At 58.6% G+C, this 20,643-nt stretch carries 21 protein-coding genes; 15 read left to right on the plus strand and 6 right to left on the minus strand.

Features of this window, described 5'->3' with window-relative positions:
• Positions 1-7 precede the first annotated feature (7 nt).
• Together glnE and ACMGGU_RS17710 are read right to left on the minus strand one after the other, a co-directional pair.
• Positions 8-2,863, minus strand: a complete 2,856-nt coding sequence (gene glnE, locus ACMGGU_RS17705; protein WP_420300780.1) for a bifunctional [glutamate--ammonia ligase]-adenylyl-L-tyrosine phosphorylase/[glutamate--ammonia-ligase] adenylyltransferase — start codon at positions 2,861-2,863, stop codon at positions 8-10.
• Positions 2,864-2,884: 21 nt separating this feature from the next.
• A complete protein-coding gene (locus tag ACMGGU_RS17710; protein WP_420300781.1) occupies positions 2,885-4,186 on the minus strand; it encodes an inorganic triphosphatase in 1,302 nt (433 codons plus the stop codon).
• Positions 4,187-4,415: 229 nt separating this feature from the next.
• Here ACMGGU_RS17710 and ACMGGU_RS17715 point away from each other — a divergent pair, with 229 nt between their 5' ends.
• On the plus strand, positions 4,416-5,036 hold the full coding sequence (locus ACMGGU_RS17715) for a TIGR04211 family SH3 domain-containing protein (RefSeq protein WP_025912514.1): 621 nt from the start codon (positions 4,416-4,418) through the stop codon (positions 5,034-5,036).
• A gap of 60 nt (positions 5,037-5,096) precedes the next feature.
• Complete coding sequence (locus ACMGGU_RS17720; protein ID WP_045910159.1) at positions 5,097-6,338, plus strand: multifunctional CCA addition/repair protein; 1,242 nt, start codon at positions 5,097-5,099, stop codon at positions 6,336-6,338.
• Between the two features lie 10 nt (positions 6,339-6,348).
• Here ACMGGU_RS17720 and bacA read toward each other — a convergent pair whose 3' ends face one another.
• A complete protein-coding gene (gene bacA / locus ACMGGU_RS17725) occupies positions 6,349-7,170 on the minus strand; it encodes an undecaprenyl-diphosphate phosphatase (protein WP_023617357.1) in 822 nt (273 codons plus the stop codon).
• Positions 7,171-7,276: 106 nt separating this feature from the next.
• Complete coding sequence (folB, locus tag ACMGGU_RS17730) at positions 7,277-7,645, minus strand: bifunctional dihydroneopterin aldolase/7,8-dihydroneopterin epimerase (protein WP_023309215.1); 369 nt, start codon at positions 7,643-7,645, stop codon at positions 7,277-7,279.
• A 107-nt stretch (positions 7,646-7,752) separates the two neighbouring features.
• On the opposite strand from folB, the gene plsY reads away from it, so the two are divergent.
• Both plsY and ACMGGU_RS17740 read left to right on the plus strand, forming a co-directional pair.
• Positions 7,753-8,373, plus strand: coding sequence for a glycerol-3-phosphate 1-O-acyltransferase PlsY (gene plsY, locus ACMGGU_RS17735; RefSeq protein ID WP_420300782.1), 621 nt, complete (start codon positions 7,753-7,755; stop codon positions 8,371-8,373).
• Between the two features lie 84 nt (positions 8,374-8,457).
• Positions 8,458-9,924, plus strand: coding sequence for an MFS transporter (locus ACMGGU_RS17740; protein WP_045909990.1), 1,467 nt, complete (start codon positions 8,458-8,460; stop codon positions 9,922-9,924).
• Positions 9,925-9,962: 38 nt separating this feature from the next.
• On the opposite strand, the gene ACMGGU_RS17745 is transcribed toward ACMGGU_RS17740, so the two are convergent.
• Positions 9,963-10,385, minus strand: a complete 423-nt coding sequence (locus tag ACMGGU_RS17745; RefSeq protein WP_420300783.1) for a MarR family winged helix-turn-helix transcriptional regulator — start codon at positions 10,383-10,385, stop codon at positions 9,963-9,965.
• Between the two features lie 148 nt (positions 10,386-10,533).
• On the opposite strand from ACMGGU_RS17745, the gene ACMGGU_RS17750 reads away from it, so the two are divergent.
• The 9 genes from ACMGGU_RS17750 to ureG all read left to right on the plus strand — a co-directional run bounded on the left by ACMGGU_RS17750 (position 10,534) and on the right by ureG (position 17,180).
• Entirely contained in the window at positions 10,534-11,547 is a 1,014-nt protein-coding gene (locus ACMGGU_RS17750; RefSeq protein ID WP_023617354.1) for an alpha/beta hydrolase, read from the plus strand.
• Between the two features lie 147 nt (positions 11,548-11,694).
• Positions 11,695-12,522 (plus strand): urease accessory protein UreD, encoded by an 828-nt coding sequence (locus ACMGGU_RS17755; RefSeq protein ID WP_420300784.1) that lies wholly within the window; start codon positions 11,695-11,697, stop codon positions 12,520-12,522.
• Between the two features lie 10 nt (positions 12,523-12,532).
• Positions 12,533-12,835: an urease subunit gamma gene (locus ACMGGU_RS17760; protein WP_003862556.1), complete on the plus strand. Its 303-nt coding sequence runs from the start codon at positions 12,533-12,535 to the stop codon at positions 12,833-12,835.
• A gap of 10 nt (positions 12,836-12,845) precedes the next feature.
• Positions 12,846-13,160 (plus strand): urease subunit beta, encoded by a 315-nt coding sequence (locus ACMGGU_RS17765; RefSeq protein ID WP_024906478.1) that lies wholly within the window; start codon positions 12,846-12,848, stop codon positions 13,158-13,160.
• Complete coding sequence (ureC, locus tag ACMGGU_RS17770) at positions 13,153-14,856, plus strand: urease subunit alpha (protein WP_024906477.1); 1,704 nt, start codon at positions 13,153-13,155, stop codon at positions 14,854-14,856. The genes ACMGGU_RS17765 and ureC overlap by 8 nt, the downstream gene beginning before the upstream one ends.
• 9 nt (positions 14,857-14,865) lie before the next feature.
• Positions 14,866-15,330 (plus strand): urease accessory protein UreE, encoded by a 465-nt coding sequence (gene ureE, locus ACMGGU_RS17775; RefSeq protein WP_045909994.1) that lies wholly within the window; start codon positions 14,866-14,868, stop codon positions 15,328-15,330.
• A gap of 9 nt (positions 15,331-15,339) precedes the next feature.
• Positions 15,340-15,879, plus strand: a complete 540-nt coding sequence (locus ACMGGU_RS17780; RefSeq protein ID WP_420300785.1) for a HupE/UreJ family protein — start codon at positions 15,340-15,342, stop codon at positions 15,877-15,879.
• The gene (locus ACMGGU_RS17785; protein WP_420300786.1) at positions 15,879-16,553 is read left to right on the plus strand and encodes an urease accessory protein UreF; all 675 of its coding nucleotides are present in this window, start codon (positions 15,879-15,881) and stop codon (positions 16,551-16,553) included. Before ACMGGU_RS17780 ends, ACMGGU_RS17785 begins: the two co-directional genes overlap by 1 nt.
• Positions 16,554-16,562: 9 nt before the next feature.
• A complete protein-coding gene (ureG, locus tag ACMGGU_RS17790) occupies positions 16,563-17,180 on the plus strand; it encodes an urease accessory protein UreG (protein WP_061714451.1) in 618 nt (205 codons plus the stop codon).
• Positions 17,181-17,265: 85 nt separating this feature from the next.
• On the opposite strand, the gene tsaD is transcribed toward ureG, so the two are convergent.
• Entirely contained in the window at positions 17,266-18,279 is a 1,014-nt protein-coding gene (gene tsaD / locus ACMGGU_RS17795; RefSeq protein ID WP_028014471.1) for a tRNA (adenosine(37)-N6)-threonylcarbamoyltransferase complex transferase subunit TsaD, read from the minus strand.
• Between the two features lie 236 nt (positions 18,280-18,515).
• Here tsaD and rpsU point away from each other — a divergent pair, with 236 nt between their 5' ends.
• On the plus strand, positions 18,516-18,731 hold the full coding sequence (rpsU, locus tag ACMGGU_RS17800; RefSeq protein WP_001144069.1) for a 30S ribosomal protein S21: 216 nt from the start codon (positions 18,516-18,518) through the stop codon (positions 18,729-18,731).
• Positions 18,732-18,845: 114 nt separating this feature from the next.
• Complete coding sequence (gene dnaG / locus ACMGGU_RS17805; protein WP_003862574.1) at positions 18,846-20,591, plus strand: DNA primase; 1,746 nt, start codon at positions 18,846-18,848, stop codon at positions 20,589-20,591.
• Positions 20,592-20,643: the final 52 nt, after the last annotated feature.

Genomic DNA, 20,643 nt, shown 5'->3' on the forward strand with positions numbered 1-20,643 from the left:
GATAATATCACACTTGATTTGTTACGCACGGTTCCACCAGCCACTTCTGCCAGCTGGCCGTTACCTGAGCGCGTTCTGCGACAAAACAGTCCAGCGCCACGTGGCCCGGCTGCTCCTGCAGCGCCAGGTGGTGAAGTTCGTCGCGCAGCGTCGTGTAGGCGCGGGTTAAGGCCTGCGCCTCCTGCTCGTCCATGATGTCGTTTTGCGCCAGCAGTTCCAGAATGCGCACGTTATCGGACCAGCGGGTCAGCTTCGGCTTGTCGTGCGCGTGGAGCAGCACCAGATACTGGGTAATAAACTCAATATCGGTAATCCCGCCCTCGTCGGCTTTGATATCAAAGCGATCGCGGTGTTTATTACCCAGGTGCGCGCGCATTTTCTCGCGCATCTCGCGCACTTCGGTCTGCAGCGTACTACCCTCGCGCGGGGTGGTCATGACGTCCTTACGAATGGCATCGAACTGCGTTTTGAGCTGCGGATCGCCATACACTACGCGGGCGCGCACCAGCGCCTGATGCTCCCACGTCCAGGCTTCATTCTTCTGGTAATCGGCGAAGGATTCCGTTGAGGTGACCAGCATGCCCGCCGCGCCGGACGGACGCAGGCGCGCATCGACTTCATACAAAATGCCCGACGAGGTGCGGGTGCTGAACAGGTGCATAATGCGCTGAGCCAGGCGCAGATAGAACTGACGCCCGTCAATCTCGCGCTCGCCGTCGGTCATCACGTCAACCGGGCAGTCGTGCAGGAAGATTAAATCCAGATCGGAGCTGTATCCCAGCTCCCAGCCGCCGAGCTTGCCGTAACCCACCACGGCAAACCCTCGCCCCTCACGGTCAGCAAGGTGCTTCGGCTGGCCGTAGCGGGCCACCATCTGCACCCACGCCTGCTGCACGACCGCGTCGATGATCGCCTCCGCGAGCCAGGTTAAGTGATCGCTCACTTTCATCACCGGCAGCGTTCCGGCGATGTCCGCCGCCGCCACGCGCAGCATCTGGGCCTGCTTAAACTGACGCAGCGCCTCCAGCTGCTGCTCTTCGTCCTCTTCCGGCACGCGCAGCAGATACTGACGCAGCTCGTCACGGTAGGCATCCGTCGCCGTGGGTTGATACAGGGTATTCGGGTCGAGCAGTTCATCCAGCAGCAGCGGATAGCGCGCCAGCTTGTTGGCCACCATCGGGGAGGCGGCGCAGAGCGTAATCAGGTGCTTGAGTGCCCCCGGAAACTCGCTCAAAAGCTCCAGATACGTGGTGCGCGTGATGATCCCGCTCAGCAGCGGCATCATGCGCGACAGCGGCACCGGCGCATCCGCCCGCGAGCAGACCTCGCTCAGCAGGTGCGGCATCAGGTGATCCAGCACCTGTCGACCGCGCGGGCCGATGGCGCGCTTGTTCAGCTCAAGACGGAAATCGGCAATCAGCGCCACCACGCGATGGCGCGCGTCGTCGGTTAAATGCGTCAGCACCGGCGTGGTGTCATCTTCCTGGAGCGCGTCCTGCCACAGCTCGCGCCAGTGCTCGGAAAGCGCATCGTCCTGCGATTCACTTTCATCATCACCTATCAGTTCGTTAAAGATGCGACGCACGCCTGCCATGTGGGCATCGAGCCGTTCGGTTAGCGTTGACCAGTCATCCACGCGCATGCCCCAGGCCAGACGCGCCCGGTTAAGGTCATCCCCCGGCAGGGTCTGGGTCTGTTCGTCGTTGATGCTTTGCAGCAGGTTTTCCAGACGACGCAGGAACAGATAGGCCTCGCGCAGGGTTTGCGCGTCGCCGTCCGGCAGCAGGTGAAGCTGCTCGATGGCGCTCAGCGTCGGGAGCAGCGAGCGGGATTGTAGCGACGGCTCGCGCCCGCCGCGAATCAGCTGGAAGACCTGGACGATAAATTCGATTTCGCGAATACCACCCGCGCCAAGCTTGATGTTGTCCTTCAGCCCACGACGGCGAACCTCACGGGCAATCATCCCTTTCATATTGCGCAGGGACTGGATGACGCTGAAGTCGATATAGCGACGGAACACGAACGGGCGCAGCATGGCACGCAGTTCGTTGGCGTAGGCGTCATCGCTGTCGCCCATGATCCGCGCTTTGACCATCGCATAACGCTCCCAGTCGCGCCCCTGCTCCTGGTAGTAATCCTCCAGCGCGGCAAAGCTCAGCACCAGCGGCCCGCTATCGCCGAACGGACGCAGGCGCATGTCCACGCGGTAGACAAAACCATCCTGCGTCGGCTGATCCAGCGCCTTAATCAGACGCTGACCGAGACGGGTAAAGAACTGGGCGTTGTCCAGCTCGCGACGGCCGCCGCGCGTGGAGCCGTTCTCAGGCCAGGCGAAAATCAGGTCGATATCGGAGGAAAAGTTCAGCTCGCAACCGCCCAGCTTGCCCATCCCCAGAATCAACAGCGGCTGAGGAACCCCTTCCTCGCTGCACGGCGTGCCCCACTCTTTACAGCAGGCGGCGTAGAGCCAGTCGCGCGCGGCGACAATCAACGTCTGCGCCAGCTCGCTTAACTGCTGCAGCGTACTCTCTTCACTCACCAGCTCTAGCGCCTGCGCCCAGGCAATGCGCACCATCACACGACGGCGGAACTGACGCAGGACGCGCATCAGCGTCGCCTCATCCGCGACGTCTTCAAGCGCGGCCTGCAGCCAGCCGGCATAATGCCGCCACTCGTCCGCCTGCGGCGGTGCGTTCTCAAGCTCCGCCAGCCAGTCCGGGTAGACGGCGATGCTTTCCTGCACAAAATCACTGAAGACGAGCACGCTTTTCGCCTGCTCGCTTAACGATGACGCCGGTAATGACTCAGGCAGACGTTCGCAAACGGTCTGCCACTGCTGCTGTAACGGTGAAGAAAGCGGCATTCTAGGGGTTCCTTGCCAGAGTTAACGTTTTCCGCTGTGCAGCCAGTACGGCTCCTGCGAAATGGCCTCATTACGGAAATGCTCAATTTCAATATGCTGACGGGTTTCGATGGCATGCTTCAGCCCCTGCCAGTTTTCCAGCCACGCCTGCGCCTGTGGCCCGTCGTAGGCACCGGAAAGGAGCAGCATGCTGTCGATGTTGCGCGAAAGACGGGGAAGCTGATCACCATATTTATCGCCGAGCGGATACGCAAAGGTGCTCTTCAGTTCAGCGGCATGACGGGAAAGATGAATGTCCGCGAAACGCTTAAAGTTTTCCGCGATTTTGGCCTCGGCTTTCGCATCCAGGAAGGCGCGCCAGCCACGCGTGACCAGAAACTCGGTCAGCGCCAGTTTTGCCGAAGCGGCTTGCGGGCTGTAAATCGCCGTTTGCGCCGAGACGTCCGAGAGCATCAGCGTCTCAGTTTGCGTCAGCAGATCACGTAAGTGAGCGCTCGCTTTGCGAGGAACGATCCCGCCGAACAGCGCCAGGGTATGGCGCACCAGGGCTATCGCCGCGAGCACGTGGGATTTGGCGTTTTTCACATTTCGCACCCACAGCTCTTCGTGGTACTGCCACTGCGAAAGCGCCAGCTCCAGCGCGGCTTCCAGCCCCTGCTCAACGCTGGCTTTCGGCGCAACGCGCAAAATGATCGTCTCTTTCAGAACGCGCGGCGCATTTCCGGCCGCCAGATGGTAACCCCGCGCGGCTTTACTCAGGCTTCCCTGACGCAGTCCGGACTGACTCACCAGCCTGCGCGCCAGCTTCAGCACGTCATTCGCGTCCCCTTCCAGCAGTTCAAGCTCCAGTTCACAAATGGGTTCCTGGAACTCCCCCGCCTTCACCTCACCGAGATCGAGAGCGATTTCGATGCGGCTTTTACCTTCCGTCACCAGCCATTTCTCGCGCCAGAAATCGGTGCTGAACAGCGGCTGCACCTGCTCTGCCAGCGTGGCAGGCAGCTCGCCTTCCGGCCAGACGTCCGTCGGGAAGCGTTCGAGCTCAAGTTCTGGCTGACTGATGTCGATATTGTATTCCGGACGCTGATGTAACCCGCCGACCACGCGGCCGGCAATTTTCATCGTCATCTCGTAGCGCCCGCTCGCGCCACGGATGCGCAGCCCCATATCGTGGCGGCGCAGCCAGTTGTCCGGCGTTTCGTAATAGATATTAAGCAGTTGTACCGGTGCATGGTGTTCGCCGGAGAGCGTATGCAGATGCTGGCGGAGTGCGTCAACGCTGTCTTTTTCGACGATAAATTTTAATTCGATTTCCTGAGCCATAGCCTTGTACTTTTGCGGGCGTCACAGACGCGTCAATGAGGGCGAACTTCCTCGCCATTTGTTTGTCAGTACATAGTATTTTGCGCCAAATTGCCATGCAATGAGCAATTTGTCGGGCGTAAATGTCCAGAGTCGTGACACAGATGATTCTGATTGCTGACGAATGCTTTGCGTAGAGACACTGTTGCCACTACTATCGTTCCACTATTTATGAAAATAACGACTAATGATGCTTAAATTACGCCTGATTGGACTTACTTTACTCGCTTTTAGCGCCGCAACAGCCGTGCACGCTGAAGAGAAGCGTTACGTTTCTGACGAACTGAACACCTGGGTACGCAGTGGCCCCGGAGATAATTATCGCCTCGTGGGCACGGTCAATGCCGGCGAGGAAGTTACCCTGTTACAGACCAACGCGGACACCAACTACGGTCAGGTTCGCGACAGTTCTGGCCGTACGTCCTGGATCCCGCTGAAAGAGCTGAGCACCGTGCCAAGCCTGCGCACCCGCGTGCCGGATCTGGAAAATCAGGTGAAAACCCTGACCGACAAGCTGAACAACATCGACGGAACCTGGAACCAGCGTACCGCCGAAATGCAGCAGAAAGTGGCGCAGAGCGACGGTGTGATTAACGGGCTGAAAGAAGAGAACCAGAAGCTGAAAAACGAGCTGATTGTCGCGCAGAAGAAAGTGAATGCCGCCAACCTGCAGCTCGATGACAAACAGCGCACCATCATCATGCAGTGGTTTATGTATGGCGGCGGCGTGCTGGGCGTCGGTCTGGTGCTGGGTCTGGTTCTGCCGCACCTGATCCCAAGCCGTAAGCGTAAAGATCGCTGGATGAACTAATTCGTCTTCTCTGCCAGACTTACGTATCATTCTGGAAAAGAGAAAACGGGAGTGTCAGGCGTGAAGAGTTATCTGGTCGGTGGTGCGGTTCGTGATGCGTTGTTAGGTCTGCCGGTCAAAGATAAAGACTGGGTGGTGGTGGGCGCCACCCCGGAAGAGATGCTCGACGCGGGCTACCAGCAGGTAGGCCGCGATTTTCCCGTGTTCCTGCACCCGAAAAGCCGCGAAGAGTATGCCCTGGCGCGTACCGAGCGGAAATCAGGTTCGGGCTATACGGGCTTCACCTGCTATGCCGCGCCTGACGTCACGCTGGAGGAAGATCTCCTGCGTCGCGATCTGACCATTAACGCACTGGCGCAGGACGAGCACGGCCAGATTGTTGACGCTTATGGCGGCCAGGACGATCTGCGCAACCGTCTTTTACGCCACGTCTCCCCGGCGTTTTCTGAAGATCCGCTCCGCGTGCTGCGCGTGGCGCGTTTTGCCGCGCGTTACGCCCATCTCAGCTTCCGTATTGCCGATGAGACAATGGCGCTGATGACCGCCATGACCGAGGCGGGCGAGCTTGAACACCTGACGCCAGAGCGCGTCTGGAAAGAGACGGAGAATGCCCTCACCACGCGTAACCCGCAGGTCTTTTTCCAGGTCCTGCGCGACTGTGGCGCGCTGAAGGTGCTGTTCCCGGAAATAGACGCGCTGTTTGGCGTCCCGGCTCCGGCGAAATGGCACCCGGAAATTGATACCGGCGTGCACACGCTGATGACCCTGAGCATGGCGGCCATGCTCAGCCCTGACGTGGACGTGCGTTTTTCCACCCTGTGCCACGATCTGGGCAAAGGCTTAACGCCAAAAGAGCTCTGGCCACGGCACCACGGTCACGGTCCAGCCGGGGTGAAGCTGGTCGAGGGGCTGTGCCAGCGTCTGCGCGTGCCGAACGAGATCCGCGATCTGGCGAAACTGGTGGCCGAATTCCATGATCTGATCCACACCTTCCCCATCCTGAAACCGGCCACCATCGTTAAGCTTTTCGATAACATCGACGCCTGGCGCAAACCCCAGCGCGTGGAGCAAATCGCGCTGACCAGCGAAGCTGACGTGCGCGGGCGTACCGGGTTTGAAGCGTGCGACTACCCGCAGGGACGTTTACTGCGTAAAGCCTGGGAGGTAGCGAAAGCGGTGCCGACGAAGGACGTCGTCGAGGCGGGATTCAAAGGACCGGAAATTCGCGAAGAACTCACGAAACGGCGAATTCAGGCGGTCTCTGACTGGAAGGAAAAGCATTGCCCTCAGCCAAAAGACTGAGGGCCATCGGTCAGAAGAAGACCACGTATACCGCAGCGGCAACGATGAAGCGATAGATCGCGAACGGAATGAACGAGATACGCTTAATCAGCTGCAGGAAGGTTTTGATGGCAATCAGCGCCACGATAAACGCGGTGATGAAGCCAACGGCGAACATGGGAATGTCGCCCGTGGTGAGGAAACCGATGCTTTTATAGAGGTCAAGCGCGGTGGCACCCATCATCATCGGCACCGCCAGCAGGAACGAGAACTCTGACGCGGCGTAACGGCTTACGCCCATCAGCATCCCGCCGGAGATGGTTGCGCCTGAACGTGAGAAGCCCGGCCACAGCGCCAGACACTGGAAGCAGCCAATGATAAACGCCTGACGATACGTCATATCGTCCAGCCCTTCCGCGCGCGGCGTTTTTGGCTTCAGCACTTCCGCGGCGATCAGCAGGAAGCCGCCCACCACCAGCGCGTACATCACGTTAATCGGGTTAAACAGCGATTTGATGGCGTCGTGGAAAACCAGACCCAGCACCACTGCCGGGACCATCCCGAGCAGAATATGGATCAGCGACAGGCGGCCTTTACTCATCCCTTCGTGCTGCGGCGGACGGCCAAAATGGATACCGATCAGGCCAAACAGACGGCGCCAGAACATCACCACCACCGCCAGAATCGAACCCAGCTGGATAACCACTTCGAACGTTTTGGCGGTATCGCCTTCAAAACCCAGCAGATGGCCAACGATAATCATATGGCCGGTACTGGAAACCGGTAAAAACTCCGTCAATCCTTCGACCACACCCAGTATTGCCGCCACCAGCAGCGAGTGCATATCGCTCATCTATAAACCCCTAAAAAAATATAAAAAAAACGGTCGCCCCAACGGCTACCGTGAAAGATACAGCTATAAGACAGATATAACCTAAAAGGGTTTAGCTATTATGACGTTAAATCTTGCCTTTCAGATTTGTGCCACGCTCGATGATGACGCCAACGTTGGCGGCGCGCGCCACCGCGCCCGGTTTGCTCAGCTTGATGCGCACCCACGGTGAGTTGAATTTTTTCAGCAGCAGTTCTGCAACTTCTTCCGCCACCCGTTCGACCAGCGCAAAACGTTGCCCTTCAACGTGGGCGATGACCGTTTCACTGATATCGGCGTAGCTCAGACAGTCATTCACGTCATCACTTTTTGCCGACTTGCGGTTATCCCAGCCCATTTCGATATCGAACACCAGCTTCTGCTCGATGGTCTGTTCCCAGTCGTAAACACCAATAGTGGTGATTACCGAAAGTTGCTCTATAAATACAATATCCATCACGACCTGCCTGCTTTTTGGCTAAACCGGATACCACTTCCGGCGAATTATGCGTATTATCCACAGATGCTGAGAATACAGATACATTTTCAAAACGGAACAGCGTTATGAGTGCAATCGCGCCTGGAATGATCCTCCTCGCCTATCTTTGCGGCTCAATCTCCAGCGCCATTCTGGTCTGCCGCATCGCCGGGTTACCTGACCCGCGTGAAAGTGGTTCCGGGAATCCGGGAGCGACCAACGTACTACGAATTGGCGGCAAGGGAGCAGCCGTAGCGGTTTTGATTTTTGATGTTCTGAAAGGGATGTTGCCCGTCTGGGGCGCGTATGCGCTGGGCGTCACGCCGTTCTGGCTGGGGCTCATTGCGATTGCTGCCTGTGTCGGCCACATCTGGCCCGTATTCTTCGGTTTTAAAGGCGGCAAAGGTGTGGCGACCGCCTTTGGTGCCATTGCGCCTATCGGCTGGGACCTGACCGGCGTGATGGCCGGGACCTGGCTACTGACCATTCTGCTGAGCGGCTATTCGTCGTTGGGCGCCATCGTCAGCGCGCTGATCGCGCCGTTCTACGTCTGGTGGTTCAAGCCCCAGTTTACCTTCCCGGTGTCGATGCTCTCCTGCCTTATCCTGCTGCGTCATCACGATAATATTCAGCGCCTGTGGCGTCGTCAGGAGACAAAAATCTGGACGAAGCTCAAGAGGAAGAAAAAAGACGCCCCGCAAGGTTAGTTATGCCTTATAGCCAAATGTGATTTTGGTCACCTTCTGCCTGTGGTAACTGTTAATGACACAACACAACCACATCAGAAGAAAATGGCAGAAATCACAGAAACCACACCCCTTTCAACGGCAGGAAAACACCCCGATGGCGACATCCAGTGGGTGCGCAGCGCCTCGGATGTCTCACGCCTCGTTAATGACGGTTCTCAGGGTCGGGCCAACGCCCGTATCGTGGTCGGTATCGCGCTGGGCGGGATTTTCCTCGATGCCTACGATCTGGGCGCGCTGGCCTTCGGTATTAAAGACATCACCCGCGAATTTAACCTGACGCCCGCCGGTACCGGCATGGTGGCCTCGGCCATTACCTTTGGCGCCATTGTCGGGGCGCTGCTCGGCGGTTATCTCACGGATAAAATCGGGCGCTATCGCGTCTTTATGGCTGATATGGTGTTCTTCGTCGTAGCGGCTATTGCCTGTGCGCTGGCTCCGAACGAATATGTGCTGGCGGGTGCCCGCTTTGTCATGGGGCTTGGCGTCGGGATCGACCTTCCCGTGGCGATGGCGTTTTTAAGCGAGTTCGCCAGGCTGAAAGGCCCCGGCAATAAGGCCTCCAGCGTCGCCATGTGGTGCCCCACCTGGTATGCCGCCATCAGTATCTCCTACCTGCTGGTGCTTTTCTTCTACGCCGTGCTGCCGGAAAGCCACAGCGACTGGCTGTGGCGTTTGATTCTCGGCTTTGGCGCCGTGCCGGCGCTGGTGATTATTGCCATCCGCAGCCGCTATATGAGCGAATCGCCGGTCTGGGCGGCGAATCAGGGCAACCTGAAGGAGGCAGCGTCCATTTTACGCCACTCATACAACATCAATGCCCACGTGCCGCAGGATGCGCTGAGCCAGCCAGCCCCCGTCGTGAATAAAGCGAAATGGTCCAACTACCTGAACCTGTTCCGCGGCATCTACTTGCGGCGCACCACGCTCGCCACGCTGCTGTCCGTCGTCTCCTCGTTCGCCTATAACGCGGTGGCGTTTGGTCTGCCGGTGATCATCTCAAGCTTCTTTGTCCAGTCGATGCTGACTACCATCCTGATTTCTCTGGCGCTTAACCTGCTGTTTGCCTTCGTTGGCGGACTGCTGGCGGTACGCTACGTGCCGCGCTTCGGCGCCTGGCGAATGTCGCTGGCGGGTTACGCCTGCCAGCTGGTCGCGCTGCTGGGCCTGGGGTTGATTGGTCGTCCGGAAGGCGCCACCGAAGGCGTGCTTGCCGTGGCGATGCTGGCGCTCTTCCTGTTCGGCCAGGGCTTCGGCCCGGGCGCGCATACTATGACGTTTGCCTCGCTGAGCTACCCGACCTCGCTGCGCGGCGTTGGCGTGGGCCTTAACCAGACGCTGATGCGCAGCAGCTCGACGCTGTCGCTGTTCCTGTTCCCGCTGCTGGTCGCCTCGCTAGATACCGCCGTGTTCTGGGTAATTGCACTGGCGCCGTTTATCGGCCTGGCCTCGCTGCTGGCGATCCGCTGGGAGCCATCGGGGTATGATGTGGATGCGGAGGATTACCGCTAATGACCTCGCTTCGGTGGGTTAACCCCACCGAAGGATTCTTACAAATCATCCAGCAGCGTTCGGGAAAGTTTTTTCAGCATCTCAAGCTCTTCATCATTCATCCGCATGCTGCAACGTATCTGGTCCGGCAGCGCCATCACCTGCTTTTTCAGTGCGTTAGCCTTCTCCGTCAGAACGACATTTTTCATTCTTTCGTCACCCACAACCGCGATACGGTTGAGAAACCCTTTTGCCTCAAGCTTTTGCACCAGCGGGGTCAATGTGCCCGAATCAAAAAACGTCTTATCGCTGAGATCGCGAAGTGGAATGTTGTCTTTCTCATAAAGCGCCATCAAAACAACAAATTGCGGATAGGTAAGATCCATTTCCTGCAATAAGGGACGATATTGCCGAACGAACGCGTTGGTGACCGAGTACAGTGAGAAGCAAAGTAAATCATCTAACGTCTTGTTTTCTCTCATTTCTCTTTCAACCCTTAGTCAGTTTTATAAAAAAATTATAAATAAAGTTTGACTAAAAGTATCTTGCACGCAAGTATTACAGCAACAACTTAATAGCGCACTACTTAAATAACGTTACTGTCTAACACTCGCTTAAAGAGGTACTACCATGAAAACATTAGCCGCCATCCTGGTTTCTTCCGTGTTCGCGTCTGCTGCAGCGTCCGCTCACACCACCAATACCCCTACCCCGACCGCAGGCGTACAGGCATTTCTTAATGTTCTGAATTCGGGCAAGGGTAAGCCAATGGAACAGATGACCCCGCAGGAGGCCCGTCAGGTACTGATCGGCGCGCAGCAAGGCGCAAAACTGCCGCCCGCTCAGGTTTCAGAAAAAACGATCCAGGTAAATGGTCAGGCGATCAAACTGAAAATAGTGAAACCTGAAAACGCGACCGGCACGCTCCCGGCATTTATGTTCTTCCACGGCGGCGGCTGGGTGCTGGGTGATTTCCCAACTCACGAACGCTTAATCCGAGATCTGGTTCGCGCGTCAGGTGCCGCAGCGGTTTACGTTGATTACACGCCGTCACCTGAGGCCCATTTCCCGGTGGCCATTCATCAGGCCTTTGAAGCGACAAAATGGGTAGCCGAGCACGGTCAGGAAATTGGCGTGGACGGTAGCCGTCTGGGTCTGGTCGGTAACAGCGTGGGCGGCAATATGGTGGCTTCCGTGGCGCTGCAGGCAAAACAATTTAATGGGCCAAAAATTCGCTACAACGTCATGCTCTGGCCTGTGACCGATGCGAATTTTGATACTGCCTCGTATAACCAGTTCGAGAACGGCTATTTCCTGTCGAAAAACATGATGAAATGGTTCTGGGATAACTACACCACCAACGCGGCCGATCGCAACAATATCCTTGCCTCTCCGCTTCGCGCCAGCGCCGCGCAGTTGAAAGGCTTCCCGGAGACGCTGATTCAGACAGCTGAGCTGGACGTTCTGCGGGATGAAGGTGAAGCATTCGGGCGTAAGCTGGATGCGGCTGGCGTCCCGGTGACCGTCACGCGCTATAACGGCATGATCCACGATTACGGCCTGCTCAATCCACTGAGCGAAGAGCCTACGGTCAAGGTTGCCCTGGAGCAGGCTGGCGCAGCGCTGCATGAGCACCTGAAATAACGGCATCGCGATGTTTGTCAGACAGCACGCCCTCCGGGCGTGCTTTTTTGTTTCGTCTTAACCGCTATCCATAAGCGACTCATATGACAGCCTTCATTTCTGCCAGGGCATACTGAAACGACCCGATGATGAGCAGATGGATGCAGCATGTTAGCAGCTCAGGTCACTGATAATTCATACAAAGGCTGGCAGGCGTCGCTTGCCCTGCAGTTTTGTCACACCCCTGAGAAAACCCTCCTGCACTCCGCTCATCACGTCGGGCCGCTTACCGTTCAGCGTCCATTTTATCCCGAAGGCGAGACCTGCCACCTCTATCTTCTGCACCCGCCGGGCGGGGTTGTGGGCGGGGATACGCTGGATATTACCGTGCGTCTGGACGCCAAAAGCCATGCGCTTATCACCATGCCCGGCGCCAGCAAGTTCTATCGCAGCAGCGGCCCGCAGGCTCGCCTGCATCAGCACTTTTATCTCGATGAGGGATCCACGCTGGAGTGGCTGCCGCAGGACACCATTATCTTCCCCGGTGCGAATGCCGCACTGCGCTCCGTCTTCCACCTGAAGGCCTCCAGCACGCTGCTGGCGTGGGAGCTGTACTGCCTGGGACAACCGGTAATCAATGAGGCCTTCAGCCACGGCACGCTGGAAAGCCGCCTTGAAGTCTGGGTTGAGGACGAGCCACGCCTGATTGAACGTCAGCACCTTGCCGACGGCGATCTCACGCCCGTCGCCGGGCATTCGTGGATTGGCACGCTGCTGTTCTACCCGGCCAGAGAAGAACATCTCGACGCGGCGCGTGCACTGCTCGCCCCGCTGGATACGTTTGCGGGCGCCACGCTCGCGGACGATCTCATGTCGGTGCGCTTTCTCTCCCACGATAACCTGATTTGTCAGCGGGTGATGCGCGACGTCTGGCAGTCGCTTCGCCCGCTTCTCACCACCAAAACCGCCTGTTCGCCGCGTATCTGGCAGACATAAGAGAAACGTTATGGAACTGACCCCCAGAGAAAAAGACAAGCTGTTGCTGTTCACCGCCGCGCTGGTTGCCGAACGCCGCCTTGCGCGCGGGGTAAAGCTCAATTACCCGGAATCGGTCGCGCTGATCAGCGCCTTCATCATGGAAGGCGCGCGCGATGGTGAAACCGTCGCCTCGCTGATGGAGGCAGGCCGCCACGTCCTGACCCGCGACCAGGTGATGGAGGGCGTACCGGAGATGATCCCGGACATTCAGGTGGAAGCCACCTTCCCGGACGGGTCCAAGCTCGTCACTGTCCACAACCCGATCGTCTAAGGAGCGCGTGATGATCCCAGGCGAATACCAGATCCAGCCCGGCGCGATTGCGATCAACGTCGGGCGCGAAACCCAAACCGTGATTGTCGAAAATCACGGCGACAGGCCGATCCAGGTCGGATCGCACTATCACTTTTACGAGGTCAACCCGGCGCTGAAGTTTGACCGTGAGGTGACCCGGGGCTACCGGCTGAACATCCCGGCAGGTACCGCCGTGCGCTTTGAGCCCGGCCAGAAGCGCGAAGTGACGCTGGTTCAGGTCACGGGTGCGCAGCGCATTGTCGGCTTTCGCGGCGAGGTAATGGGCGAGGTGAAACATGGCTGAGATTTCGCGCCAGGCCTATGCCGATATGTTTGGCCCCACCACCGGCGATAAAGTGCGGCTGGCCGACAGTGAGCTGTGGATTGAAGTGGAAGACGATCTCACGATCTACGGCGAAGAGGTCAAGTTCGGCGGCGGGAAGGTGATCCGCGACGGCATGGGCCAGGGGCAGATGACCGCAGACGACTGCGTGGATCTGGTGCTGACCAACGCGCTGATCGTCGATCACTGGGGGATCGTGAAAGCCGATATCGGCGTCAAGAACGGGCGGATTTTTGCCGTCGGCAAAGCCGGCAACCCCGACATTCAGCCCGGCGTGACGATCCCGATTGGTGCCGCAACCGAAGTCATCGCCGCCGAAGGGAAGATCGTCACCGCAGGCGGGATCGACACCCACATCCACTGGATCTGCCCGCAGCAGGCGGAGGAGGCGCTGGTCTCCGGCGTCACCACCATGATCGGCGGCGGCACCGGACCCGCAGCGGGCACCAACGCCACCACCTGCACGCCAGGGCCATGGTATATCGCCCGCATGCTGCAGGCCGCCGATACGCTGCCGGTGAACATCGGCCTGCTCGGCAAAGGTAACGGATCCAATCCGGACGCCCTGCGCGAGCAGATTGCTGCGGGCGCCATCGGGCTTAAAATCCACGAAGACTGGGGCGCGACGCCTGCGGCGATCAACTGCTCGCTGGAGGTGGCCGAAGAGATGGACATTCAGGTGGCGCTGCACAGCGACACGCTGAACGAGTCCGGGTTTGTCGAAGATACGCTTGCCGCCATTGGCGGGCGCACCATCCACACCTTCCACACCGAAGGGGCGGGCGGTGGCCACGCGCCGGATATCATCACCGCCTGCGCACACCCGAATATTCTGCCCTCCTCCACCAACCCGACGCTGCCCTACACGGTCAATACCATCGACGAGCATCTCGACATGCTGATGGTTTGTCATCACCTCGACCCGGATATCGCCGAGGACGTGGCGTTTGCCGAATCCCGCATTCGTCGGGAGACCATCGCCGCCGAAGACGTGCTGCATGACATCGGCGCGTTCTCGCTCACGTCGTCAGACTCGCAGGCTATGGGCCGCGTCGGGGAAGTGATTATCCGTACCTGGCAGGTGGCGCACCGCATGAAGGTCCAGCGCGGCGCGCTGCCGGAAGAGACCGGCGAGAACGACAATTTCCGCGTGAAGCGCTACGTCGCCAAATACACCATTAACCCGGCGCTGACCCACGGTATCGCCCATGAAGTGGGCTCGATTGAGGCGGGCAAGCTGGCAGATCTGGTGGTCTGGTCCCCGGCGTTCTTCGGCGTAAAACCCGCCACCATCGTCAAAGGCGGGATGATCGCCTGCGCGCCGATGGGTGACATCAACGCTTCAATCCCCACGCCGCAGCCGGTCCATTACCGCCCGATGTTTGGCGCGCTGGGCGCCGCGCGCCACGCCACAAGACTGACGTTTGTCTCGCAGGCGGCTCACGCGAACGGCATCCCCCAGCAGCTCAACCTGCAGAGCGCCACGGCGGTGGTGAAAGGCTGCCGGACGGTGAAAAAGGCCGACATGATCCACAACGCTCTGCAGCCGAACATCACCGTTGATTCGCAAACCTACGAGGTGCGCGTCGACGGCGAACTGATTACCAGCGAACCGGCTGACGTTCTGCCGATGGCGCAACGCTATTTCCTGTTTTGAGGAGTGATGATGATTTATCTGACCCAACGCCTGGACCATGCGCATCAAACTACCGCCAGCGTCACGCTGCCGATTGACGTGCGGGTGAAAAGCCGCGCCCGCGTGGCGCTTAACGACGGCCGCGAAGCCGGGCTGATGCTGCCGCGCGGCCTGCTGCTGCGCGGGGGCGACCTGCTGACCACCGACGACGGCAGCGAAGTGATCGAAGTGATCGCCGCCCCGGAGTCGGTCTCCGTGGTGCGCTGCGCCGATCCGTTCCTGCTCGCCCGCGCCTGCTACCACCTGGGCAACCGCCACGTGCCGCTGCAGGTCATGCCCGGCGAGCTGCGCTATCACCACGATCACGTTCTCGACGACATGCTGCGCCAGTTTGGGCTGGAGGTAACCTACGCCAGCCTGCCGTTTGAACCGGAAGCGGGCGCGTACGCCAGCGATGCCCACAGCCATAGCCACGCTCATACCCATTCACATTAAGGATCCATCATGCGCAAGTTACTCCCCCTGTTACTGCTGGCCTTTTCCGTTCCCGCGCTCGCGCATCCCGGCCACGGCGCCGACAGCTTTCAGGCCGGTTTTTTCCACCCGCTGACCGGGCTCGATCATCTCCTGATGCTGACCGGTGCAGGCGTGCTTTCAGCGCTGAGCGGCCGCAAGCTCCTGCTGCCGTTTGCCACCCTCGGGATGATGCTTGTCGGTGCCGTTGCGGGCAGTCTGCTCGGCGGCTTTAGCGGCATGGAGATGCTGATTATCGCCTCGCTGGCGGTCAGCGGCGTGATGATGTTTAAAACCGAAAATCGCCTGCTGCTGGCGGTGCCTGCCCTGGCGATGTTCCACGGCTGGGCGCACGGCGTGGAGATGTCCGGCCATAACTTCTGGCTCTTCACCAGCGGGTTTATGTTCGCCAGCGCCACGGTGCTGTGCGCCAGTTTCGCCGCAGGAGTGCTGCTGCGCCGTCACGACGGGCTGCGTAAAACCTTTGGCGGCGGGCTGATAGTTTCCGCCCTGCTGGCGCTGATGAGCTGATGGAGCACGCCCGCCAGAGGCTGCGCCTGATGCAGCTCTCCAGCAGCAGCCTGCCGGTCGGGTCGTTTACCTGGTCGCAGGGGCTGGAGTGGGCCGTTGAGGCGGGCTGGGTCACGGACGCCGACGCCTTTAAACGCTGGCAGATCCAGCAGATGGAGCAGAGTTTTTTCTGCGTCGATCTGCCGCTGTTTCACCGTCTCTGTCAGGCCTGTGAACGGCACGATCTGGCAACGGCCAAACGCTGGACGGCATACCTGCTCGCCTGCCGGGAAACGCGCGAGCTGCGTGAAGAAGAACGCAACCGCGGGGCGGCCTTTACGCGCCTGATTAAAAGCTGGGAGCCGGACTGCCCGGCAGAATGGCTGGCGCTGTGCAGGCAAAGCCAGCTGTGCGGCATGGCGTGGCTCGGCGTGCGATGGGGCATTGACGTGCGCGAGCTCGCGCTGAGCCTGGGATACAGCTGGATTGAGAGTGCGGTCATGGCGGGCGTCAAGCTGGTACCGTTTGGGCAGCAGGCCGCGCAGCAGTTGATTATCGAACTGAGCGACCATTTTGCCGCCGGGCTTGAACAGGCCTTTTTACGTCGCGACGACGCGCTGGGCGCAGCAATGCCGCTGTCCGCCATCGCCTCCGCGCGCCACGAAACCCAATATTCACGACTATTCCGTTCCTGAGGAGTCAACATGGCTGATTACAAACATCCCCTGCGCGTGGGCGTGGGTGGCCCGGTAGGGTCGGGTAAAACCGCGCTGCTGGAAGCGCTCTGCAAGGCGATGCGCGACACGTATCACCTGGCGGTGGTAACCAACGATATCTACACCAAAGAGGATCAACGCATCCTGACCGAAGCGGGCGCGCTGGCGCCGGAGCGCATTGTGGGCGTGGAGACCGGCGGCTGCCCGCATACCGCCATCCGCGAAGATGCCTCAATGAACCTGGCGGCGGTGGAAGCGCTCAGCGAGAAATTCGGTAATCTGGACCTGATCTTCGTGGAAAGCGGCGGAGACAACCTGAGCGCGACGTTCAGCCCGGAGCTGGCGGATCTGACCATCTACGTGATCGACGTGGCCGAAGGGGAAAAAATTCCGCGCAAGGGCGGACCGGGGATCACCAAATCCGATTTTCTGGTGATCAACAAAACCGATCTCGCGCCGTACGTCGGCGCCTCGCTGGAGGTGATGGAACGCGATACCAACCGCATGCGCGGCGATCGTCCGTGGACGTTTACCAACCTGAAGGCGGGGGACGGCCTGGGGACGATTATTGCGTTTCTGGAAGAGAAAGGGATGCTGCGGGTGTAGTGCGGTTTGTTGCCCGGTGGCGCTGCGCTTACCGGGCCTACAAAACCGTAGGCCGGACAAACGAAGTGCCGCCCGGCAAAAAAACTCACGCCTCAGGCAGTTCCGCCAGCGGCCAGCGCGGACGCACGGACACGCTCAGGTCAGACGTTGCGCCAGCGTTCAGGCGCACCATCCCGGCGTAGGCGATCATCGCCCCGTTATCGGTGCAGAATTCCGGACGCGCGTAGAACACTTCTCCGCGACGCTTTTGCATCATCTCGGCGAGCTTCGCGCGCAGCGTGCGGTTGGCGCTGACGCCGCCCGCCATCACCAGACGCTTGAAGCCGGTCTGATCCAGCGCGCGCTTGCACTTGATCATCAGCGTATCCACCACTGCATCTTCAAACGCGCGGGCGATATCGGCGCGGGTCTGATCGCTGTCGTCGTTATTGCGGATCGTGTTGGCTGCGAAGGTTTTCAACCCGGAGAAGCTGAAGTCCAGCCCCGGACGGTCGGTCATCGGACGCGGGAAGACAAAGCGCCCTTCCGTTCCCTGCGACGCCATTTTGGACAGCATCGGGCCGCCTGGGTAATCGAGTCCCAGCAGCTTGGCGGTTTTGTCGAACGCTTCACCGGCGGCGTCGTCGATCGACTCGCCCAGCAGCTCGTACTTGCCAATGCCCGTGACGCTAATCAACTGCGTATGGCCGCCGGAGACCAGCAGCGCCACAAACGGGAATTCAGGCGGATTCTCTTCCAGCATCGGTGCCAGAAGGTGCCCTTCCATATGGTGAACCGGGATGGCCGGCACGTCCCACGCGAAGGCCAGCGAACGGCCAACGGTCGCACCGACCAGCAGCGCGCCGACCAGGCCCGGACCGGCGGTATAGGCCACGGCATCAATATCGGTTGAGCTCAACCCGGCCTCTTTCAGCGCCGCCTGGATCAGGGGAACCGTTTTACGCACGTGGTCACGAGAGGCCAGTTCAGGCACGACACCGCCGTAGTCAGCGTGCAATTTCACCTGACTATACAGTTGGTTGGCCAGAAGCCCTTTTTCGTCGTCGTAAATGGCGATGCCGGTTTCATCGCAGGATGTTTCAATACCCAGTACACGCATGACTTGTTTTACCTCGTTTCAATACCGCGCAGTGTAGAGCCTGGGCGGGTTGATGTAAAACTTTGTTCGCCCCAGGAAGAAGGCTCGTGTATACTCCTCACCCTTATTAAAGTCCCTTTCAAAATCGCATCGGTGCTTTACAAAGCAGCAGCATTTGCAGTAAAATTCCGCACCATTTTGAAATAAGCTGGCGTTGATGCCAGCGGCAAACCGAATTTATTAAAGGTGAGAGTTACATGCCGGTAATTAAAGTACGTGAAAACGAGCCGTTCGACGTAGCACTGCGTCGCTTCAAACGTTCATGCGAGAAAGCAGGTGTTCTGGCTGAAGTTCGTCGTCGTGAGTTTTATGAAAAACCAACGACCGAACGTAAGCGCGCTAAAGCTTCCGCTGTGAAACGTCACGCGAAGAAACTGGCTCGCGAAAACGCACGCCGTACTCGTCTGTACTAATTGGTTGAGGGCCTCAGCCCTCAATTGACAGACAGAGTAATAGTCGTAAGGCCGTGCTTCCGGAAGGAATGCGCGGCTTGTTTTCGTTTATAAGTCGCTTAAATTTTGGGGCATATGGCCGGAAGAATCCCACGCGTTTTCATCAATGACCTGCTCGCCAGAACCGACATCGTTGATCTCATCGACGCGCGGGTAAAGCTGAAAAAGCAGGGCAAGAATTATCATGCGTGCTGTCCGTTCCATAACGAAAAAACCCCCTCCTTCACCGTAAACGGTGAAAAGCAGTTTTACCATTGCTTCGGCTGTGGTGCTCACGGTAATGCCGTTGATTTTTTAATGAACTACGACAAGCTCGAGTTCGTTGAAACCGTCGAAGAGCTGGCGGCAATGCATAACCTTGAAGTGCCGTATGAAGCAGGCAGTGGGCCAAGTCAGATCGAGCGCCATCAACGGCAAACGCTGTATCAACTGATGGATGGCCTGAATTCGTTTTACCAACAGTCTCTTAAGCACTCTGCGGCTGAGCCTGCGCGTCAGTATCTGAACAAGCGCGGACTGAGCGACGATGTCATTGCGCGTTTCGCTATTGGCTACGCCCCGCCCGGCTGGGACAACGTGTTAAAGCGTTTTGGCGGCAATAGCGAAGATCGTAAATCTCTCATCGATGCAGGCATGCTGGTCACCAACGACCAGGGACGAAGCTACGACCGCTTCCGCGAACGGGTGATGTTCCCAATCCGCGACAAGCGAGGCCGGGTAATTGGTTTTGGTGGTCGCGTGCTGGGTGATGCCCTGCCGAAGTACCTCAACTCCCCGGAAACCGATATTTTCCATAAGGGCCGCCAGCTTTACGGTCTTTATGAGGCGCAGCAGGATAACGCGGAACCTCCGCGTCTTCTGGTCGTCGAAGGCTATATGGACGTCGTTGCGCTGGCGCAGTACGACATCAACTACGCGGTGGCGTCGTTAGGAACGTCCACGACAGCGGATCACATCCAGTTGCTGTTCCGCGTGACCAACAACGTGATTTGTTGTTACGACGGAGACCGCGCCGGACGCGACGCCGCCTGGCGCGCACTGGAAACCGCGCTACCCTATATGACCGACGGGCGTCAGCTGCGCTTTATGTTCCTGCCCGACGGTGAAGACCCGGATACGCTGGTGCGTAAAGAGGGTAAAGCGGCGTTTGAAGCGCGGATGGAGCAGGCTCAGCCGCTCTCCACGTTTTTGTTTAACAGCCTGATGCCGCAGGTCGATTTGAGTACCCCTGACGGGCGCGCGCAGCTCAGCACGCTGGCGCTGCCGTTAATCAGTCAGGTGCCCGGCGAAACGCTGCGCATCTACCTGCGTCAGGAGCTAGGCAACAAGCTCGGCATTCTGGATGACAGCCAGCTTGAACGTTTAATGCCTAAACAGGCTGAAAACGGCACGGTTCGCCCCGCGCCTCAGCTAAAACGCACAACCATGCGTATACTGATAGGGTTACTGGTCCAAAACCCCGAGCTGGCGCCACAGGTGCCGTCGCTGGCGGGTTTGAACCACGAAAAATTGCCCGGACTTGGCTTATTTTCAGAACTGGTCAACACGTGTTTGTCTCAGCCAGGTCTGACCACCGGACAACTTTTAGAGCATTATCGCGGCACAAAAGAGGCCGCTACCCTTGAAAAATTGTCGATGTGGGACGATATAGCAGATAAGGACATTGCAGAAAAAACGTTCACCGACTCACTCAACCATATGTTTGATTCGATGCTTGAGCTGCGCCAGGAAGAGTTGATAGCTCGCGAGCGCACACACGGTTTAAGCAGCGAAGAACGCCGGGAGCTCTGGATGATTAACCAGGAACTGGCGAAGAAATAAGTCAAAGACAAAAGTATTTAACGGCTTAAGTGCCGAATATCGATCGGGAAGC

It is taken from the genome of Enterobacter sp. BNK-8 (assembly GCF_048685095.1).
In the GTDB taxonomy this organism is placed as follows: domain Bacteria; phylum Pseudomonadota; class Gammaproteobacteria; order Enterobacterales; family Enterobacteriaceae; genus Enterobacter; species Enterobacter quasiroggenkampii.

Excerpts from the sequence above, each read along its gene's own strand:
- glnE (WP_420300780.1), bottom strand. The coding sequence starts at position 2,863 with ATGCCGCTTTCTTCACCGTTACAGCAGCAGTGGCAGACCGTTTGCGAA.
- ACMGGU_RS17710 (WP_420300781.1), bottom strand. The coding sequence starts at position 4,186 with ATGGCTCAGGAAATCGAATTAAAATTTATCGTCGAAAAAGACAGCGTT.
- ACMGGU_RS17715 (WP_025912514.1), top strand. The coding sequence starts at position 4,416 with ATGCTTAAATTACGCCTGATTGGACTTACTTTACTCGCTTTTAGCGCC.
- bacA (WP_023617357.1), bottom strand. The coding sequence starts at position 7,170 with ATGAGCGATATGCACTCGCTGCTGGTGGCGGCAATACTGGGTGTGGTC.
- folB (WP_023309215.1), bottom strand. The coding sequence starts at position 7,645 with ATGGATATTGTATTTATAGAGCAACTTTCGGTAATCACCACTATTGGT.
- plsY (WP_420300782.1), top strand. The coding sequence starts at position 7,753 with ATGAGTGCAATCGCGCCTGGAATGATCCTCCTCGCCTATCTTTGCGGC.
- ACMGGU_RS17740 (WP_045909990.1), top strand. The coding sequence starts at position 8,458 with ATGGCAGAAATCACAGAAACCACACCCCTTTCAACGGCAGGAAAACAC.
- ACMGGU_RS17745 (WP_420300783.1), bottom strand. The coding sequence starts at position 10,385 with ATGAGAGAAAACAAGACGTTAGATGATTTACTTTGCTTCTCACTGTAC.
- ACMGGU_RS17750 (WP_023617354.1), top strand. The coding sequence starts at position 10,534 with ATGAAAACATTAGCCGCCATCCTGGTTTCTTCCGTGTTCGCGTCTGCT.
- ACMGGU_RS17755 (WP_420300784.1), top strand. The coding sequence starts at position 11,695 with ATGTTAGCAGCTCAGGTCACTGATAATTCATACAAAGGCTGGCAGGCG.
- ACMGGU_RS17760 (WP_003862556.1), top strand. The coding sequence starts at position 12,533 with ATGGAACTGACCCCCAGAGAAAAAGACAAGCTGTTGCTGTTCACCGCC.
- ACMGGU_RS17765 (WP_024906478.1), top strand. The coding sequence starts at position 12,846 with ATGATCCCAGGCGAATACCAGATCCAGCCCGGCGCGATTGCGATCAAC.
- ureC (WP_024906477.1), top strand. The coding sequence starts at position 13,153 with ATGGCTGAGATTTCGCGCCAGGCCTATGCCGATATGTTTGGCCCCACC.
- ureE (WP_045909994.1), top strand. The coding sequence starts at position 14,866 with ATGATTTATCTGACCCAACGCCTGGACCATGCGCATCAAACTACCGCC.
- ACMGGU_RS17780 (WP_420300785.1), top strand. The coding sequence starts at position 15,340 with ATGCGCAAGTTACTCCCCCTGTTACTGCTGGCCTTTTCCGTTCCCGCG.
- ACMGGU_RS17785 (WP_420300786.1), top strand. The coding sequence starts at position 15,879 with ATGGAGCACGCCCGCCAGAGGCTGCGCCTGATGCAGCTCTCCAGCAGC.
- ureG (WP_061714451.1), top strand. The coding sequence starts at position 16,563 with ATGGCTGATTACAAACATCCCCTGCGCGTGGGCGTGGGTGGCCCGGTA.
- tsaD (WP_028014471.1), bottom strand. The coding sequence starts at position 18,279 with ATGCGTGTACTGGGTATTGAAACATCCTGCGATGAAACCGGCATCGCC.
- rpsU (WP_001144069.1), top strand. The coding sequence starts at position 18,516 with ATGCCGGTAATTAAAGTACGTGAAAACGAGCCGTTCGACGTAGCACTG.
- dnaG (WP_003862574.1), top strand. The coding sequence starts at position 18,846 with ATGGCCGGAAGAATCCCACGCGTTTTCATCAATGACCTGCTCGCCAGA.